Genomic DNA, 20,885 nt, shown 5'->3' with positions numbered 1-20,885 from the left:
ATGTGGAAATTTCCATATGCCGACTACTTTTTTCTTGGTTCGGCACGTAAGTATAAATATAATTTTAATAGTATATGTGACTTAATATATACTAAAAAATGGAGGTAAAATGTCAAGTTCAAAAAACTTTTGAAGCATTGACAAATTAGTTCAAATTATTGTTTGAGCTACAACCGGGATTTGAATGCTTGGTTTAATTGTTGTCTTTGCTTTTAAAACAAAAATTTTAGCTGACGATGGCATGGGACAAGAAGCTGGCAACAACTTAGTAGCTGCTCTATCACTAATTTTTCTTTTCCTATTAATCGCTAGCGTTACCGTGACTGTTGTTTTCTCCTTCCTTAACAAACGCAAAGCTAAGGAGGTTAAATAATGGCTAAATCAGTCGGTAAAAAAATTCTTAACTATGTTGGTGACCTTGGTAAAGCACTTATGTTTCCAATTGCGGTATTACCTATCGCTGCAATCTTGCTCCGTGTCGGAGCAGAAATTCCAACCGCTACTACATTTTCTAAATTCGTTCAACAATTTGTAATAACGGGTGGTTCAATTGTCTTTGACAACTTACCAATTCTCTTCGCAGTCGGAATTGCCTTTGGTTTATCAAAAGATAACCGGGGCGAAGCCGCATTTGCTGGACTTATTGGTATGCTATTGTTAATGGCGCTTCTTAAACAAGGTGGCGCAAACTTGGTAGATGTTTTCTACGGAAACATTCAATTCAAAGGCGCAGCTGCTAAAGGATTCGGTGGTTTACTAGGCAACAAATATGATGCTATTATGTCAGCAAACGTCCTTAACGGGATTCTCGCCGGAATTTTAGTTTCAGTAATTTACAACAATTCAAGATCTGTTGAATTACCAAAAGTACTTGGTTTCTTCTCAGGTCGTAGATTAGTACCAGTGCTTGCAATCTTCTCGATCTTAATCTTGAGCTTTGTTTGAGCGCTTGTATTCCCATGAATCGCTTACGTGATTTATATAGTTTCAAAAGCGCTTGGAGACGCAACAGGTAACCGTTATGCAAACGCTGGAATTATGGGTGTATATGGTATTCTTAACCGTCTACTTATCCCATTTGGTCTACACCATATTCCTAACAACATCTTCTGATTCCAATTAGGACATCACCTTACAGCTGATGGTAAAGATGTATTTGGTGATATCTTTATTTTCTTAAATGGTGTTCCAGAAGGTAACACTGCCGGAACATTCCAATCAGGTTTCTTCCCAGTAATGATGTTTGGTCTTCCAGCAATGGTTGCAGCATTCTATGTAACAGCTGATGATAAAGAACAAAAACGTCGTGTTATAGAATTATTTGGTAGTGCTGCTGTTGTTTCATTCTTAACCGGTATTACTGAACCAATCGAATTCGCATTCTTATTCGTATCACCATTACTATATGGTATTCACGCATTATTAACCGGATTATTTGGATTTATTGTGGGACTATTCGGTATTCAAATTGGTTTTGGTTTCTCAGCAGGTCTATTCGACTACTTACTAAGTTTCCCTAAATCACTTGCAATTATCGATGCAAACTACACAGGATTTGAAGCTGTAATTAGACACCCATTATGATTATTACCAATTGGTGCTGTTACTGCTACTGTATACTACTTCTTAACATGATTTATGATCAAAAAACTAAACCTTGCTACCCCAGGGCGTGGTGCAGGTAGAATTGAAAGTGAAGAAGATACACAAGTAGAACAAGCAACTGCTGGTGGTTTCTCACAAAAAGCAAAATTCATCGTTAAAGGTTTTGGTGGTTGAGACAACATTGTTGATTACCAAAACTGTTCAACAAGATTAAGATACACCCTTAAAGATGGAAGCAAGATTGATGAAACCCTTCTTAAAAAAGGTGGTGTAATCGGTGTTAAAAGAGTTTCAGATACATACGTGCACGCTGTAGTTGGTGTTCATGTTGAAAACGTTAACAACGAAATCAAATCACACATCGGTGAACCTTTAGATTAATCTAAAAAAAATAAAAAATGAGAACTTTAATAGCCCTCATTTTTTATTTTTATTATTTAGTTTTTCTTACTTTAGAAATAAGTACAATAACTAAACCGATAATTGTGATAGTAAAGACTGTATATAAAAGGATTTGAAGAACATTGACTGCATTGGTGTTTTTTGTTACGCTTGGAGCTGGTGTGCTTGGTTGCTCTTTGTCAAGGATAGGCGCAACAGTTTTTGCAACTTGTTCTTTAATACTTAAATTAACTAGAGCTTCTTGAATTTCTCATTCGCTTTCAAAGTTCTTAAGAACATCTTCACTATCTTTGATTTGTAATTCAAGTTCTTTTCTGATATCTTTGTATTTTTCGTCTGTTAATTTATCTACATATGTTTTATTTTCTGAAATTTTTGCTTCTAATTTTTTATAAATTGGCTCTACTTCTAATCAGAATTCATTTTGTTTGTAGTATTTTTGGCATTCAGCAGTAAATTCATTAATTGAATCACGGCCATTTTTAATTGATTCTCAGTTAGCAATTTTATCGGTAACTTTATTCTTTAGCTCGGTAATTTTTGCTTGGTTGTTTACAACTTTGTTATTTGTTTCTAAAGCAGATACATCACTTAGAACACTATTTAGAGCTTCAATTTGTTTTGTTTTAATTTGATCTTTTACTGAAGTTAATAGGTTTTCTCCGTGTGTTTTAACCGAAGATAATCTTGATTTAATTGGGTTGACAATATAGGTTTCAAGATCAGCTAATTCTTTTTCGATTTGGGCATCAAGTGTACTCGATAAACCGCATTCAACAACTTCAGTATCTTTTAATAATGCTAATTCTTCTTGAATTGTTTTTAGTTCTGAAGTGTCAACATTTTTATCAACTACAAGATTCTTAAAGGCTGCTTCAAGTTGTTCACGTTGTTTTTTAAATGTTAATGGTGAAGTAACTTCGCCAGTATTAGGAATATCTAATGTTGTTTTAAGTGTTTCAAGAGCAGTCTTAAATTCTTGGTAACCACTTATGAAATCAGATTCAAGAATTGTATTTAAATTGTTAAGGTGAGTATCATATGCTTCTAATGCGAGTTGGTATTCTTTTAATTCATAAATTAATCCTGCTTCAGCAGTAGTAATTCTAGTTGTTAGAACTTCAACTTCGTGTGCTGTTAAGTTTTCTTTATCTTTTAGTGCGTCTTGAACAAGATTGAATGCCCTTAGATATACATCATACGATTTAGGTGTATATAGACTTGCATCTTTAAGAACTAATGCTTCAAGAGCTGATACATCAACTTTTAGATCTGGGTAGGTTAATAAATATTTAAGTTGTGCTGTTATCGAATCAACTGTTGCTTGTGTACCAAGATTTTTTGCCTTCATTTCTTTTGCACGATCAACGACACGTTTAACAACATCTTTTTGATTTTTTGTTCATTTTTCTTTATTTATTGTTGATTCTTTGGTTAATTCTGCATCTAGGTTTGTATAGTTTGGATCTGTAGAATCTTTAGTTTTTACAACACGTTTAATATGTAATTTTGATGTATAGTCTAGTTTATATGAGAGAAGATTATATGTCGTGTCATCAACTCTGAAAATATTAATTTCATCAGCAAGTGTACCAGCATTAATTTCTTCAATTTCTTGAGTGGCTTTATTAAATACTTTTAATGTCACATTAGCATTTGAGATGTAACCAGCTTCTTGTTGAATTCAAAGGGTGTTGTATGTTGTTTCTTCTAAGTTGTCGGCTTTAACTTCGAGACTACCGGTTTCTTTTTCTGAAACAAAGACACCATTAACATCAAATAATTTGCCATAATGTTTTGATTCAGCTTCTCAGTCTGCTGAAACATATTTATGATTTACAATTGGCAATTGAAGTTCATCATTAAATTCTAGTTCATTGAGTTGTGCTCAACGGTATGAATAACTAGCAGTGAATCTAATTTTTACATATCTAATACCTTTTAAATCAAGATCAGCAGCTTCTAAATAATTATATTCGCCACGTTTCTTGGTATAAATTTCTGCTAAGTCGCCATCACCTTGTGCGTTTGGTTGACCATCACCAATAGTAATAACTTTTGTGTAATCATTATTATCAGCTGATAAGAAAATTTCTGCATCACGTAAGTAGTCGATATTATTTTTGTGTTGTCAGATTTTGAAATTCTTTACATCAACTGGATTTATTAAATCAACGATAATTTCATTGCCAGCTGTTTGGTTTCTATTTAATTTAGCAGGGGTCGATATATCTCCATCTAATAGATGTGATAGAAGCATACCATCAGCCTCAGTACCTCATTCATTCTTAATTAAATTTCAACCAGTGAAATCACTTATAACATTATCTTTAATTACTAGTTTAAAGTTATTTAAATCAAATGTAATTGGATTTGCTGTTTTGTTGATAATTCTAATGTAACGGTATTTCTTCGATGCAGAAGCCGAAACGCTTGCAGCATCAAATTCTTCTCATACAAGCTCGTTTTCCGAACCTTCAAGTTTAAGATCTTGAGTACCTGTTCCTGCTATTTCATTAACAACACTTGTTATTTCTGAAATTTTCGAAAGCGCAATTCCATAGTATTCATTTTGATTCAACACAATTTGCTTTGCTGTATTTGGTTTAACAAATGTTGCTGATAAAGGCAAGTAATTGAATGCACCATAACTATTTGGATCTGCTAAATTTGAATATGGTTTAGTATTAACTTGTGATGGATAATTACTTGGGTCAGGAGCTGTAACATCAACAAATGTTACTTTTCATTCACGAAGTTGGATTCAATTGCTGTTGACTTCTAATGGCGTCATTCGCAATGCTTTTACATCTTTAAGAGGGGATGTTTCTGTTTTTTCAAATTCATGAGATGTAAATTGAGCTCATTCGTGTCAATTACCATCAGTAGTTTGGTACTCGAGTTTGGTTTTGGTAAATCAGTCGCCACCACTAATTGCGCTTTCACCACCAAAAATTTGGGTTGATTTTACATTTCCTGCTTTACTAAATGTTAAAAGGAAATACGAAGTGTTTGCTGTAGCGACCGAACCTGACCAGAACTTGGTAGACGTATTATTATCAGCTGCTTTATCTATTGTGTTACTTTCGTAGTGTCTTAAGTTTGTAGATGGTGTGAGGGTGATTTTATTAGTACTACTTGGACCTGTATAAATACCGCTACCTGGCATACTACTTGAAGCGGGAGTAACAATCGTTGTTCAGTCATTTAATAATTTTTGAACAAATGGGAATAAATAATCACGTCCTGGTTTAACCTTAACACTTTCTGTAGGGTAACCTTTACCTTTAGCTCAACCTTGTAAAATATCTGATCTTCAAATATTTTGTGATTGTTCAAAGTATTTTTTAGCAAGTGTTTTGTGGTAAACCGCTGCGTTTTCAACATCACCGGCTTTGTGATTTACGGTATCAAGTTCTCTTAATCTTACTTCTTTAAAAGCAAGTAAACCATGTTCCATTGCTTTAGCTAGAAGATCAAGTGAAATACCAAAATCTTTCACTTCACGTTTTAGTTTTTCGTTTTTGGTCTTTGCATTAAACTCAGCAACAGCTGCTTGAATTTCTCTTGCTTCATTTAATACTTTATTAAATGTTTCTTCAACAAATGTACTAGCAGAACGATCGGTTTCAATTTTATTTAAGTCATCACGAATGTGTTTTGACTCGTCATTGATACTTACACCTCAACGACCACTATTTTTAATTCCGTTGTTTGGGTTATTAGTTGAAGTAATGTGAGATGCAATTTTTCTTAAGGCTTCGGGTGCATCGGGTTCGATTTTTTCAAAGCTCTTTTCTCACGATTCCCAAGCACGGAAATCTGTAATATTTCATGCGTATGATGAAATTGCTGCAACCGAAATTTTCGATAACTCTGCTTCTTGCATTGGGTTTGTTACAACACCTGATAAGTGTTCTGGTTGTACTCCATTTTGTAGCATTGTACCAGGCCCTAAGTTGAGCGCTGTATAATCGGGGTCGTTTACAGGCCAGTTAAGTCAGAATAATGGACCTCTTTTCTTACCACTTGGAGTTTGATCATATCATCATTTTGTTGAGTAAGGAGCAACAGGCGCTAAAACGCTGCTTCCGGTATAGAAAATATGAAAATCTTCATAAGGTAATTTTGATTGTCATTCTTTAAGTCTTGCAACTGTACCAGACCAAGTACTTCCTGTTCCTTCATATTTATCAGGACAGAAAGTCCATCCGACAACTTGACGACCTTCAGACTTACCTCAATCATAAAGGTCGGTCATCATTTTTGCAACGATTGTAGGACTTACCCCACCAACGTCATCAGCTTGAATTCCAAACTGTCTAACTCCAGCATCATATAGTTGTTGGAATTTTGCTTTTAATCTTACTAATTCAGCATCATATTTATTGTTCAAGTCAATTCTTTGAGATGACATTCAAGGGTGTGCTGTTCAAGTAAAATATACTCCATTTTCATGACCAGTACGAACAGTTTTACGAATTTCTTCTAATTGTTCGTTTGGATATAATTCATATCATTTTTTTGAATGGTATGGATCGTCTTTTGGTGCGTAAATATATGAATTAGTTTTATATTTACCACCAAATTTCATTAATGATCTACGATCTTCTCAGCTTCATGGTATACCATAGTAACCTTCGATAAAACCACGAATTTGGGTGTGAGCATAATCGTTAACAACAAAGTTTCTGATCGCTAAACCGTTTGCTTCTTCAAAGACTCACTTTAAAGTTGTAAACGCTGGGAAAAGTGCGTGTTTGTCTTTTGCTAAAATAGCAACAACATTGTCTCTAACAATAAGTGTGTAGGCATCGTGTTTAGTAAAGTCATTTTGCGAAATTTCGCTAGCATATTTTGTTTCGATTTCTTTTGAAATAGCATCTGTACCGCCTTTAATACCAACTAAAAACTTAGTAATGCCTTCATCTTCTTTGGTTGTAAGTTGCAATTGTTTGATTGCAAGTGTGTTTTGAATATGAGGGTTAATAAATTCGTCGGTATTATTAGCATCAATACGAAGATTGATTTCTTGGCTAATAATAAACGCTTTATTTTCATAAGTAATTGATTGTGGAGCAGGATCTACCTTATATTCTAAGGTGGCTACCTTGGCTAGATAATCATCAAGAACACTAGAAGTTCCTCCTCGCGTTTGTCCTGCTGACACTGAAAATGCCACAGCACCAACCGCAACTACTGGAATCATTAAACTATGTAGCAATATTTTGCGTTTTGTCATTTTTTACCTCCTTTGCATAGTAAGGAATACAAAATAACCGTCTTATTACGGTTTTTTATTTTCTTTTTTGTGTGTATACACACAACTTAATTATAGTTGCCGTTAATTAAAAAATAATAAAAAAAGGTAATGTTTCCATATTATTCCATTTTTTAAAATTTCCAAAAAACAAAAAACCATCATTTTTTTGGTTAAAAATGCGTTTTTTACTTCTTTCTTGAAATTTGCAGTTTTTTCACAAAAAGAAAATGATGTTTTTTCATCATTTAATGAATATAAAAAAACACCCGCAAATGGATGTTTTTTTAATCAATTAACCCTAGCTCTTCGTCTGTTGGAATATTTAATGCCGAACCAACATATGAGAAAATTTCAGGGCTTTGTTTAATGTACTTACCTTCTAAAATTCTAACAACGCTTTCCACAGTATCTTCTAAAGTCACATACTGACCAGGGCTTTTGGTAAAGTGTTCTGTCATAAAGAAATACTGAGTGAAGAAGTTTTCAAGTTGAAGCGCTTTTTTAACAGTAATTTTGCTTTCAGCATCAAGTTCATCAAATCCTAAAATCAAAATTACATCTTCTAAATCTTTGTAAGCTTTTAACACTTTTCTTGTTTCGATAATAGCATTAAAATGTTTTTTACCTATTATCTTTTCATCAACTGAGTTTGATGAACTAGTAAGCGGATCAAATGCTGGGAAAATGTTTTTGGCACTTTGTTCCCTTGATAGAACTAAGTTTCCATCAAGATGATTAAACACCGCCACAGCACTTGGATCACTTAAATCGTCCATTGGTAAGAAAACGGTTTGGAACGATGTGATTGATCCATTTTCATTTTTAAATAATCGATTTTGTATATTAGCAACATCGCTTTCAAGCGTAGATTGATAACCACCAACAGATGGTTTTTTACCTAGTGAGGCACTAACTTCATTTTCAGCTTGAATGAATCGGTAAATATTATCGATAAAGAGTAACACATCTTCTTTTTCATAATCACGCAAATATTCAGCAGCAGTAACACCAATTGGAACGATTGACATTCTTGCTCCCGCCGATTCATTCATTTTCGAAATATACATTGTTGAGTTTTTCATTAAATCAGATTCTTTAAGTTCGTCGTATAACTCGATTGCTTCCCGAGAACGTTCGCCTGAACCAACAAAAATATTTGATGTTTTTTTGTATTTGTTATTAATGTTGAAAATCATTTCCTTCATTAAAACTGTTTTACCAACACCGGCACCACCAAAAATACCTAGCTTAAATCCTTTAATAATAGGGATAAAAAAGTCAATTGCTTTAATTCCGGTTTCAATGATTTCAAAATTACTGTTGATTTCCCTTTTATTATTAATAATTGAATTCATCTCAATTAATTTGGGTTGAGTTTTCGTTACCCCGTTAAGTGATGCTCCATCAAAACCAAAAATATTATTTTTTGATAATTGTCCAACCGGAACTAAGAAACTTTTGTTTGTATTAACGATTACATCCGAAAGTGCGATTTTCTTATCTAAATAAATTACAACTGCCCTAGCAACTTGTTCATCAACAATATTTTTAACTAAAAAATAGCTACGACCATTGTGTGTGGTTAGTAACTGATTAACTAACGGTAATTTACCTTTAGCAAATTCAACTTCAATCACATCTGATGAGATACTTATTATTTTTCCATTCATGGTTTATCTCCTAACTTAAATGCTGTATCTTCTAAAAACTTTTGTGGCAGTGGTAAAAATTCATAGTCGCATTCTATTTTTCAATTCAAATTCACAAAATCTGAATATTGTTTAAGCGCAAAAGCAAAATAATTTTTTACAAGGTCGTCATCATATTCTTTATTTTCTTTAATTAAAGAAAATTGTTTTGCGCCTTCTTCACAGTTATTGATAAATTCATTAATAAACATTAAACTTTTTTGTTCATCTTTAATATTTTTAATTAGTGATCAACTAATAATTTTGGTCATTAATAAAACAAAATTGTATGAATATAATGAGAAACCACGTTGTGCAAATAATTTATCAATCATTTTACCTTTGTACATTAAGTTGGCAATTTCTTTATTGAGTTCATAGTCAAGAACTGATAATTTTAAATGTCTTTTATATTGTTTATATGTTTTCCCGATTTCGGCAGCAATCTTTGTCATCGAACGATCTTGAACACTTGATCCAGTTCTAGAAACTGAGAAATCAATATCGATTGCTGGCAAAATTCCTTGTGCAAACAACTTAGAACTTGTCACAATTTGTCCATCGGTAATTGAAATCACATTTGATGCAATTAAACTTGTAATATCATTATCAATGGTTTGAATAATTGGTAAAGCGGTAATAGTTTTTTTATCAACAAATGAACCAGCTCTTTCTAATAATTGTGAATGCGCAAAAAACATATCGCCAGGCATCGCTTCCTTACCAACAGGTCGATTACTTAATAATGCTATTTCACGGAAAATGTTGGCGTGTTTGGTTAAATCATCGAACACAATTAAAACATCATTGTTTTTAGCTATATTTTCAGCATGTGCCATTCCCACATATGGAGCTAAATATTGTTCATAAGCACTAGTTGCTGGCGCATCGACAATTATTGTGTGCGGCAAGGCCCCATACTCATCTAATGTATTATAAATTTTTGAGATATTTTCACGTTTTTGCCCAATTGCAACATAAACACAGTTGACACCTTTTTTGGTTTGGTTAATAATCGTATTAAGTGCAATGTGCGTTTTACCAGTTTGACGATCACCAATAATTAATTCTCTTTGTCCTTTTCCTATTGGAATCAATAAGTCTATGCAAGTAATTCCTGTGTACAACTGCTCATTTAATTTCTTAACGTTCATTAAATTATGTGCTAACTTAAACATTTCCGTTGTCTCGACGCCCTTGGGTTGGACTATTGCTTGTTTAGTTGGTAAAACGACATTGCCATAAATATCAATTACTTTACCAAAATGTTCCTTAGCAGTGAAAACTTCATTATTATCATTAGAAATGCAAATCTCTTCGCCAATCGATAACTTTCTAGCTTCTTCATTACCTAATAAATAAGCGACACCTTCAGTAGCGCTAACTAAAAACAACTTAACTTTTGGATTTGTTTTCGAACTAAACACTTGCTGTTGTTTATAGTCAAAATTACCACTAACTTCAATGATGTAATCATGAATAGCGCTTACTTTTGGCATATCTTTTTTAGTAACGCTTTTTCGCGTACTAGTTTTTGTATTTTTTTGCGTCATTTTATCCTTTCAATCCTAGTATTAGTAAGATAACACCAATTAGACTTACAATTGTTGAGACAATTGTCAAAATTATGAAAATTAATTTTGTGTTTTTGCGACGTTTAAGTAAATAAACACTTAAACTTGCCAGCAATGAAATCAAACCAAATGTGATAAAAATTGCTGCTAAAGTAATTTTTAAATTGTTTTCACTAGTCTTATATTTACTAATTTTTTCATTTGCCATTTTATAACTATTAAGCAAATCAGTATGCTCTTGCGAATTTGCTTGTACCTTATTTGGAATTAATAGAACTTTAAGAATATCAAAATGTTCTTTAACATCTTTAATCTTTTGTGTGTATTCATTAAATCAATCTTCTAAATTAAAGTTTTTTGTTCAATCTCGAGAAACGGCTTTTAGTCTTAAAATACTTAGATCCAAAATATTAAATAATTTATCAATAACTGTTGTACTCAAATTATGTTGATTAAATTTCTCATTAACAGCCTGCTTGTTTGCTTCAAATGCGGCGATTGCTTTTAAGTCGTTTTTAATAATCTCAAATGCGTTTATTAATGAATTTCAAAATGGTTCTTCATTTATTTTAGAATGTGATAAACCATTAATTAGTGTGTCAAAAACTTCGTTGCTTGAATTAATTAGTGAACTATCGTTGTCTTCATATGATAAGTTGTCTTTTGCATACTTTGCAACAATTGCATTTCACTTTTCAGTAAACTTTTGGTCATTAACCATAGCTGTTGCTAAATTTACCATATCGAACAACGCGCTTTGTAAACTATCATTAGCAAGTAATGGATAGTTAATGTTTTCATCAAGACCAAGCGACTTATACAATAAACCAAATTTCTTAGCTAGATTATCATTTTGTTTTTTCAGTAAGAAATGAACAGCTTTATTGTTAACATATGAAAAATTAGTTTTCTCAATCAAGTACTTTCGTGATAATTCAGGTTTGCTTTTATCAGTAATTTTAATCGATAAAATTAGTTTTTCGCCCTTAACATTAATACTTTCAACAACATAATCAAATCTTGTATTGATTGGATTGATAAAAAAGAAAAAATCTGTCTTTTTATCTACTGATAAACTATCAAACAACGATTTTAAATCTTTGGGTGCAATGTTTGAGTATTTATAAGACACATATGGTTCCAGTGACAAAATCGATTCTGGTATTTGTTTAGGGTCGTTTGTTTTGGGGTCAACTGGTGGCTTATTAGGTACAATTGGTGGTACATTTGGTGGAGTCGATGGTTGTGGCTGCGGCTCTTCTTCTTGCTCGTATGAGTCTTGATTTTGCCTTAAATCAAAATGAACATAACGATTTGTAATTTTTTTAATAAAGTATTCATTTCAGCTCGCGTAGCCTTGTGGTGTTGTTATTGAAAAACTATTTATTTTAACACCTGGTGTGCTTGGGTTATTAAATTCTTTTTCAACAAAGAAAATATCTTTACCTATTTTCAGAATATCGTTTTGCGAAAAGATAATTTCTATAATTTCTTTTTCTAAATCGGCAGCATATTTTTGAATTAATTTGACAAACTTTTCATTTGATAGAAAATTGTCTTCCTGTTTTTCTCTGAGTAATAAATCTTTATCTTTATCAAGTACTTCTGAATAGTCTAGACTAGTCGAGTTTCCTATTTTGATATCTGTATAAGTTTCACCATCATATTTAATTTTTCCGTTTGAGTATTTTTTTTCTTTTGAAATAATGTAAGGGAAAATCACCTTAAAACCGTATTTTTGATAATTTGATATGATGTCTGATTTATTATCGGTGAAAAAACTTTTTAGGGTTGTTAAATGAATCTTTCTTTCTAGCTTTTTAATATATTCTTCATCTGCTTGTGCATTAAGATCTTTTAATTTAGCAAGCTCTGCATCTAAGAAAATTAGAATTTTATCAACTGAATTTTTAATTGCTTTTTCAATTTCGGTTTTTGCTTTCGCTTCAAAGGTATCAAATTGAGGACTAATTTGATTGGTGCGTGCGCTATTTTGAGCTACTGCGGCATTAGGACTAAAAGACAATGTAAAACTTGAAGTTCCAACCAATAAGGGGACGATAATTTTTAAATATTTTTTCATTTTCATCTTAACGCTCCTCTCTTAATTTGAACAAATTCTTCATTTTTAAAATGTACTGTTCCTGCTTTAGTTTTTTAAGTTCTAAATACGTATCTAAATCAATACCTAAATGTTGCAACGCTTCAAGCTGACTGATCTTTTTATTAATTTCTTTCATCTCATTTGAATATAAATTCTTTATTTTTACTGCTTTAAAACTTATATGGTCCGAAAAAGTATTAATTTTAATTTCATTATTTTCAACAATCACATTAACATTTTTACCAAAGAAAAATTTCTGTGTTTTTTCATTTAAATCGTAAATTTTTAACAATACAATTTCATAACTTAAAATAGAATCGTTCGTAAGACGAATTCAGTCATCTTCGTCGCCGATATTTACATAAACTTCTGAATTTGGAAATTCAACTTTTTTACTTAAAAGAAAGTTAATTACTGTTTTAAAAGAGTTGGTGTTTTGCATTATTTATAACCACCTTTCTTTAAAAAACGTTCATTGTTTTTAGTTAATAAAACAATTTCTTCAATTTCTAATTCACGCTTTGTTCTAATAACTTTTTTATTTATCTTGGCAATCTCCTCACTTAACTCGTTAATAATTTTGTTAGTCGAAATTAAACCAACCTTACTTTTATAAAATGAAGATTCAACCAACAATGAAGAAATTGAATTTTCGATAAAGGCAGAAATATGATTGTCTAAAAATTCTTCGATGTTTGGATAAATTTTAAATTTTTCGATCGAAAAGTCTTGCGATACTTTTTGATTTTCTGCTAACTGATTAATATTAAATTCATTAATTGGCAAAATCACAAAATATCCATTAGTATTTTTGTTTGAATTAATTACAAACCGAACAGTATCATAGTTTTTTTCAGTAAATAAAATCTTAATAATTTGCATTATTTTTCAGGCAAGTTCAGGGGTTTTTTCTTTATTGCTAGTACTTTTGATAATGTTAAAATGATGAGCCTGACAAAATTTAACTGCTCGCTCACCAATTGCAATAAAATCAGCATTTTTTCTTGATGCATTTTTAAGAATATTATCTTCATATCGAGAATATGAATCGGTTGCGTATTTTTGATCTTCTGTTAAATAAATTCACAATTCTCGCTTTTTAAAAAGTAAATTGTTTATTTTTTTAAAAAAATGGATTTTATTTCAAAAACTATCCTTAACAATTAACGGACTCTTGATTTGATATTTGCTTTGCAAAGATAAAATCATATTACGACTAATAAGGGCATTATTAACAAAATTAGTTAGCAACTTATTTTGTTTCATAATATCAATCAGCAAAATGTTTTTATCGTTATTAACCTTTGTCTCAATTTTTCTAAGATTTTCTAGCCGTGATTCAAGTTTTCTAAAGTCCATTATTGCCCCCTATATAAAACTGAACTTTTATCAAATAGAATCTTGATTGCTCTTGTATTTTCCGAAACATAAATTACAATCTTAGGTAAAATTTCAACATAATTGCCGGCACGAATTAAGTCATATAATAAAGAGTTATAATTTTGTAAAAATAAGTTTATTTTTTGATCCGCGTTACTTCTTAAATTAATTGCTTCGACACTTGCCGATTCATTGCTAACGATGGTTGGCACAAGTGCATCGCTGCTAAATCTTAAATTAACATCAAAATGAAGAACAAAATGTTCAAATAATAAATCAAATTTTTTGTTTATCGCTTCATTGAATGTTTTTTCAAACGTTAAGTATTCGTTACTACTAAAACCTAGCTTGCTTTCTAGTAAAACAGAGGCGATAAATTTTTCATAACTAATAAATTTTTGAGAGTCTATTGCTTCCTCATATAAATTAAAAAAGTTAAATTCTTGTTTTGTAATTTTATTTGCTTTCTTCATTTTGTACCTTTCTTTTGTTAACAAACGATGCCTTGATGTATATTGTAAAAATACGAGATAAGGCATAGACAATAAACAGTGTTTGATAAATAACAATGATTGATACCAGAATACTCATCAAACTTAATTTCGAATCAAACACATAAAATGATTTATTTCCTTCCGATAGTAAAATCTGATTAAACCCAAAGAAAACAGCCATAACCAAGATTAATAAAATATTAAAAGTGATAAAAATCAAAGATGTGAATTCAAATCTTTTAATGCTTTTCAAGTGAAAATAAAAGATTAAAAGTGATGCAACAATCGTAAGTAATAAGTTAACAACTGTAATTGTTGTATTTTGTGTTAAAAGTACACCAACCAAAAACAACGTTCAGATTAACCATTCAAAAAATGCTAAATACAAATTCTTAATTAAGCTACTATCAATTCTTAATTTATTGAGTTTAGTAACAACAAAATACAATGCTAAAACAATAATATTTAATAATCCAAATAATAAATACAAATAATTTGAGGGCGAATTAGGATTAAAAATATTGTCATTTGGGATCTTTAGTGCAAACAGAGAAATTAATCAAATAAAACAGCTAACTAAACCAACCAAATATAAAAGCATTCGATCTTTGAAATTTTCGCTGTCTCATTGACGGTAGGCAATACTTCAAATGTCATAAATTTTAAGTCCTACCAACAATAGACCAAAAACAATAAATCCAAAAATAATAATCATAAAGTTGACGAAAGTTTTTGTTCCAAACAATTTTAGTAGCCAGCTATAAAACTCGTTGTAACTAAGAACAATATGATACTCACCACCTGAATAAATTCACTTAAAAAAGAAAGCAAAAACTATGGCTGTCAAAGTAACTCTGGCACAAATATCAATAATTAAAGGCCACTTACTTCCGTAAATAATTGGTTGCAATTTTCTTCTTGTAAAAAACATAAATAATGTTAGTGAAATATCAATAAGAACTAAAGGTACAAGCAAGAATAAAAGTTTAATAATTTCATTTGCTTGGTCGCTTTGATATGTTAAAAAAATCACAAAAGTAGCTAGTGATAAACTTAGATATAACCCCAGTCAAATGGCATATAGTTTAATGTGTTCTTTGTTTTTATTAATGTATAAATAAACTTTGAAAATACTGTAAAAATATACAAAGCCTAAACACGATGCACGAAAGAGCAAAATTCAGTTAATTTGTTCAGTTGCTAGTTTCGTAAAATCCAAGAAAAAATAAAGAGATTTGTTCAAATTTTTGCCAAAAATGCTATTTTTACTTGTGAATAATAAAACCGAAAATGATATTAAAAAGAACGCGATAATTACAGCCTTATAAATAAAAACAATCAGATTATTTCTTTTGGCGGCAAGCAATTTTTGATTGTCATCAAAGATCGTTTGATTCGATAATTTAGTAGCACTTAAATTCATCTTTTTTCCTTATAAAACAAAAAGGCAAAAATAACTTTTGCCTATTAATGTTATTAAAATTCAAACCCTTCTGGAATTTCATCAAACCCGTTAGGGAAAAGTGCTGTTTTGATTCCGCCATAGCGCTTTTTCATCTCTTGTCTGTAAGAATTTTTTTGTTCTTTTCCACCACCATAAATTAAATCATATTGTGGTAGATTGTAATCACCAAACAACCCGTTGTAATCATATCCTTCTGATCTTAAGGCGGCAACTAAACCGGTTTTAGCTGAATTGTTTGAAACATGAACAACACCTACAACTTCATTATTTTGAGTTCGAACGCTCGAACCTGAAGCACCACCATATGGGGCGTAAAATCTAGGTAAGTATTCAAGTGCAAAATTTAAGTAGAACTTGCCATCTTGTTCATATAAATCATTGCCAAAACGATGCGCTGCTAAAAAGCCGTCGGTCACACCTGGTTTATTAATAAATGAACGATAACCTATTTCATAAGATAAAAAGTTTCCTCTTGCTAATTCTTCCTTGCTAAACGATGCAGGCGCTCCCTCTTGGGTTGTTAGTTTTTTATAGTAACGATAATCCGAATTAATTCATAATGAAAAGTTTTGTTTTGCCGCTTTAATTTGGTCATCATCAATATATTTTTCAAGAAAATAATCGCCCTCACTTGAAGGGTAACCAAGAATAAATAAGTTATCAACTTGTTGTATTTTTTGTTTGTCAGCATCTGTTGCAATAGCTAGTGGACGATCGATTTGATCATAATTTTTTAAATATGATTCTTTTTTAAATTTAATATGTTTATCTGTTTTTGTTTCGTAATTATTGGTAATAAATTTAACCAAATCAACCATTGAACTTGCTTGGTATTGTGATTTAAGACTTTTGCCAGCTGAATGAATATCTACTTGACTAGTTGTGGTTTTTGAAAAATCAATTTCAATAACAGCAAAATCAACAAATTCTTCGACATCTTTGAATTTAGTTTTTTGATCACCTGCCAAATATTGACTAGGAGTTGTGTTCATAAAATCAGTACCATCAAATACTTTAGTAATTAAACCTTTGTTATTATTAAAAGTAAATCTTGTAAAGTTTTCATCAAGCTCTGAAAGTTTAAGAGTAGTTCCAATCCCCACATTTTCATTTATTCTTAGTAGCGAAAAACTTGTTGTCTGATCAGTAAGGAATTTGGCAACGTGAGCGTTGGTACCAAAATATCATTTAACCGCACCATTGGAATCTATTTGATAATCCATAATTCACATTGTCCCCGAAGTCGAAAGGAAATTATTATTTTCTTTAATCTTTTCTTGGTAATGCTTAATGTTGTCATTTTCGATTTGAATAAAATCATCTTTGGTCATTTTTAAAATGCTTGCTTTTTTCGCTTCAAATACTTTTTCTTCATCAGTTTTTTGTTTAATTAGCGCATCTTTTACTTGTGAGTTTGCTTGTTCAATAGCAAGATTTAAATCTTCGATTTTGAAATTATGTTGTGTGGTTAAATCTTTAACTAACGACTCTTTGTACTCTTGTAATTGCGCTTCGTTTCAACTAGTAATAATTGCAATGTTTTCATTCGCGATCCCAATTTCTTTTTTGAAATCGTTTTTATTTGTAATTCGAATTTGGAAAGTTTGTTCAGCTAAATCACGGTACTTTTCATTTGGCAGTGTTCTTGCTAAACCATTTGTTTTATAAGGATCTCTTTTATAAGAATCAATTCATGAAGGGCCTTTACCTATTTCTGGGGCATCTTGTAATCTTAGTCCTTGAACCTTACCATTTTCATAAACTGGTAATGTAAAACCTTTTAATGCGGCTTCATAATAATTATCAAAACCAACCGCTTTTGCAACATTATTGAACATATTTTGTTCAGATTCTGTTGCTTTTAAGTCAGGTCTAATTTTACTTAATGATGTCTCGCCAGCAAATTGCTTTTTGAGAATTTCCATATATTTTTTATTATCCAACTCAAAACGTTTTGCTTGATCTGCTAGTAAATACTCTTTAATATTAACTTCTAATCCAGAAGTTGGTGTTGTTGGAATTTTACCATCGTGGCGTTGGCCATTATTTTTAGCAAAACCATCTACTTTATATGCCTTAATAATATTTTTATTTGTGGCCTTGTTTTTAAATAAGACACTAAGAGTAAGCTGACCCGAGATATTCGAAGGTTCAACTCCGCCTTGTGGTGTTTCCAAAATAACACTAACAATTTGTGCTTCAATCTTACCTTCATACTCTTGATTTAATTTAACAATTAACTCATCTTTTTTCTCTTGAATTTCAGTTGGCAAAATTTGATTTTTACCTTTTTGTGCTAACGAACCTGAAAAGTTAAGATTTAATAAAACATCAAAACTAGCGCTTGTATTAACTAGACTTTCAAAATCACTATCTGTCATTACCTCTGGTTTTACATCAGGCTTTTGATTTTCATTATCTTTACAACTTACTACTATTGCACAAGTAGAAATTGGTAAAATCGAAATTAAAAAGCTCTTAAATAATTTTTTCTTCATATTAATCCTCTTATATAAATTCAATATCATTTGCAATTTCAACATTGTAACCAATGCTTCTTAATTGATTTGCTAATTCATTAGCATTTTCATCCACTTCAATTGTTTTAGATGATTTTAACATTTCATTAAATTCAAAGAAACGACCTAAGTTCACAATTGCCGCCGAATCAAGGGTGTTCGTTCCTTTAATTCTGATTCTAGTTGTTTGAGCTCCGTTACTAAAGAAAATCTTTGGTTTCTCCATTTCACCTAGAGCTAGATTTTCAAATCCTGCTTTACTTAATTCATTAGCAGTAATTTCGTAGTAATCTTGATTATTAAATAATGTTAATCTTTTAATTTTTCTAGGTTTATTGTTTGGTTTTTCAATATCATGGAACACAAGTCCTCTTAATGATTTAATATTAGGCACCCGACTAAAATCAAGCCCGGTAGGATAACTGTTATTTCCTTCATCCGAATCTGGTTTTAGACCTCCACCCATTCCACCTTGGAAGAATGGCTCATTATTTCTTGTGTAATATACCATTCTTAGACCATTATTAATTCTTTCAAAGTCGTTTTCATTTGGATGATCGCTTGCATCAAATGCAAGTGTATTAAAGGTAATTCTTGTAGCAATTGGAACATTTTTAGGATATTCAAAACTCACATTGTAATCAATCGTATTAATTCATTCAACATTTTTTAACGCTCATGGGTTATAAGATCATGTATCTAATAGCGAATTTCCCAAAGTGTATAGCGCCAACTCTTTAATATGTTTGTTTTCTAGCGCTATCAGGCTTGATGTATTCGTTGCCGAAGCAGAGAAAAATAACTCAAGTTGTGGCAATTCGTTTGGTAAGGCACTTAAAATATCTTTAAATTTTTGACCACTATCTTTTGCACCCATATTTTTAATGCGGTAAGAAGTAACGGCTACACCATCTTTTTTAGGAGCCTCAATAAATGATTTCATTTTTGCATAACCCGATGAATTTGCAGCATCGATCTCAATAACAATTCCTTTATTGAGCTCGTTATCTTTTGGCTCATTTCTTGTTAACTCACTGATGGTTATGCCGTCATTTTTACCAACATTATATTTTTGATATTCAGGATTATTAGTTACATCTTTTTTTGTTCAACCTGGGTATGTCCCTTTTAAAACTACATCAGATGATCTTATTTCATGTGATTTGTATCCAAAAACTCTTCGTTCAGAATTATCTCTTTCCAAACGACTGGTTACTTTATTGTATTCATTAGGTGGAGTAAATGCTCAAGCATCAATTTCACCATTTTCATTAATATAAGCATTATTTGGATCGATTGTTAATCCTTTTTCTAAATATGCTGCGGCACCCTCTGACATTTGGGTAAATTTGCTTTGGTCTAAATTATGTATTAATCAAATATATCTTTGTGTTTCTGATTTAAATTTTTTGTTAGGATATTCGCTTTGTGCTTTAGGTTTTAAGAACTTCACAACATTAGGTGAATCTAAAAGTTTTTTAAAACGGTCTAAAATCTTTTGTCAATTTAATTTTGAGTTATCAGTATAATTTGTCATTTCTTCAGCAGCATCTAAATTATTATCGTCAACAATTTGATCAGTAATTGTCGCTAATCTAAAATCATTAAATAACCCTTTTTTATTTCCGTCATTTAAAGCGTTATCAATTGTTTTCTTTTTGAGCTCTTCAGTAACTTTAATTTTATGAAGTTCACCAACAGTCTGATTCATATATGGATTTACATTAGCAATACCTCGCGCCTTGTCAGCCTCTGAAACAATTCGATCAGGTTGTGGCGTTACCTCCGCTTCAACCTCTACACCATTAATCATTACTTTGGTTCAAATACGGCCAGGAGTGGGTGTAGGAGCAGGCGTAGGTTGAGGAACTGGTTTAGGGGAATCGGGAGTTGGTTTAGGAGTAGGCTGAGCTGGTGTTACAACTGGAGGAGCAGGTTTAACTTCAGGAGTAATAGGTTTAGGTTCAGGTATAACCTTAATATTGTTGTCACGAATTGAGTTAGTTGTGTTTGGTAAATCTAAATTATCGTTTGGAATTAAATTAGCATCAGTGACATTGTTTGAAATAAAACTTCGTCCTAAACCTGAATGAGAATTAGAAAAGAAAACGACACTTCCTAAAACTGTCGATACAGAAACGCTTGACAAAATTGATATAAGTAAGATTTTATTTTTTCTTCTCTTAAAAAACATCAGCAGTTTTCCCCTTTCCTAAATTTTAATAACACCGCATATTAACAAGTTCGCAAACAAGTATACTATAATTTCGTAATTATTATAATATATATTTAATATATTATGGTTTTAGAGAGGCAAAACACCCAATAAAAGCGGTATCTTAAGATTTATTTTAAAAAAAACTCACCAAATTGGCGAGTTTTTTATATACA

General features: G+C 31.3%; 12 protein-coding genes. 2 read left to right on the top strand and 10 right to left on the bottom strand.

Annotated elements, in window-relative coordinates:
• The first annotated feature begins 109 nt into the window (after positions 1–109).
• Positions 110–373 carry a hypothetical protein gene (locus NPA09_RS00480; protein ID WP_129722448.1) on the top strand — a complete coding sequence of 88 codons (264 nt, stop codon included), beginning with the start codon at positions 110–112 and terminating at the stop codon, positions 371–373.
• Complete coding sequence (locus tag NPA09_RS00475; protein ID WP_256541833.1) at positions 373–1,986, top strand: PTS transporter subunit EIIC; 1,614 nt, start codon at positions 373–375, stop codon at positions 1,984–1,986. The genes NPA09_RS00480 and NPA09_RS00475 overlap by 1 nt, the downstream gene beginning before the upstream one ends.
• Before the next feature lie 52 nt (positions 1,987–2,038).
• Here the strand turns inward: NPA09_RS00475 and NPA09_RS00470 are convergent, their stop codons facing one another.
• From NPA09_RS00470 to NPA09_RS00425, 10 genes are all read right to left on the bottom strand, one after another.
• Positions 2,039–7,249 (bottom strand): beta-N-acetylglucosaminidase domain-containing protein, encoded by a 5,211-nt coding sequence (locus NPA09_RS00470; protein WP_129722454.1) that lies wholly within the window; start codon positions 7,247–7,249, stop codon positions 2,039–2,041.
• Positions 7,250–7,554: 305 nt separating this feature from the next.
• A complete protein-coding gene (locus tag NPA09_RS00465; RefSeq protein ID WP_129722457.1) occupies positions 7,555–8,940 on the bottom strand; it encodes an MSC_0618 family F1-like ATPase beta subunit in 1,386 nt (461 codons plus the stop codon).
• The gene (locus tag NPA09_RS00460) at positions 8,925–10,511 is read right to left on the bottom strand and encodes an MSC_0619 family F1-like ATPase alpha subunit (RefSeq protein WP_256541832.1); all 1,587 of its coding nucleotides are present in this window, start codon (positions 10,509–10,511) and stop codon (positions 8,925–8,927) included. The genes NPA09_RS00465 and NPA09_RS00460 overlap by 16 nt, the downstream gene beginning before the upstream one ends.
• A gap of 1 nt (position 10,512) precedes the next feature.
• Positions 10,513–12,621: an MSC_0620 family F1-like ATPase-associated subunit gene (locus NPA09_RS00455; RefSeq protein ID WP_129722460.1), complete on the bottom strand. Its 2,109-nt coding sequence runs from the start codon at positions 12,619–12,621 to the stop codon at positions 10,513–10,515.
• Position 12,622: 1 nt separating this feature from the next.
• Complete coding sequence (locus NPA09_RS00450; RefSeq protein ID WP_129722463.1) at positions 12,623–13,078, bottom strand: MSC_0621 family F1-like ATPase epsilon subunit; 456 nt, start codon at positions 13,076–13,078, stop codon at positions 12,623–12,625.
• Positions 13,078–13,995: an MSC_0622 family F1-like ATPase gamma subunit gene (locus tag NPA09_RS00445; RefSeq protein ID WP_129722465.1), complete on the bottom strand. Its 918-nt coding sequence runs from the start codon at positions 13,993–13,995 to the stop codon at positions 13,078–13,080. The genes NPA09_RS00450 and NPA09_RS00445 overlap by 1 nt, the downstream gene beginning before the upstream one ends.
• The gene (locus tag NPA09_RS00440; protein WP_165036241.1) at positions 13,995–14,489 is read right to left on the bottom strand and encodes a DUF2714 domain-containing protein; all 495 of its coding nucleotides are present in this window, start codon (positions 14,487–14,489) and stop codon (positions 13,995–13,997) included. The genes NPA09_RS00445 and NPA09_RS00440 overlap by 1 nt, the downstream gene beginning before the upstream one ends.
• On the bottom strand, positions 14,473–15,933 hold the full coding sequence (locus tag NPA09_RS00435) for an MSC_0624 family F1-like ATPase-associated membrane protein (protein WP_129722471.1): 1,461 nt from the start codon (positions 15,931–15,933) through the stop codon (positions 14,473–14,475). Before NPA09_RS00435 ends, NPA09_RS00440 begins: the two co-directional genes overlap by 17 nt.
• 53 nt (positions 15,934–15,986) lie before the next feature.
• Positions 15,987–18,473: an Ig-specific serine endopeptidase MIP gene (gene mip, locus NPA09_RS00430; RefSeq protein WP_165036243.1), complete on the bottom strand. Its 2,487-nt coding sequence runs from the start codon at positions 18,471–18,473 to the stop codon at positions 15,987–15,989.
• Positions 18,474–18,483: 10 nt separating this feature from the next.
• Positions 18,484–20,688, bottom strand: coding sequence for a putative immunoglobulin-blocking virulence protein (locus tag NPA09_RS00425; protein WP_187468884.1), 2,205 nt, complete (start codon positions 20,686–20,688; stop codon positions 18,484–18,486).
• Positions 20,689–20,885: the final 197 nt, after the last annotated feature.

Source organism: Mycoplasmopsis equigenitalium, from assembly GCF_024498255.1.
Lineage (GTDB): Bacteria > Bacillota_I > Bacilli_A > Mycoplasmatales > Metamycoplasmataceae > Mycoplasma_H > Mycoplasma_H equigenitalium.
Note: the sequence above shows the minus strand (reverse complement) of the source record. Positions and strands in the feature narration are given on the sequence as shown.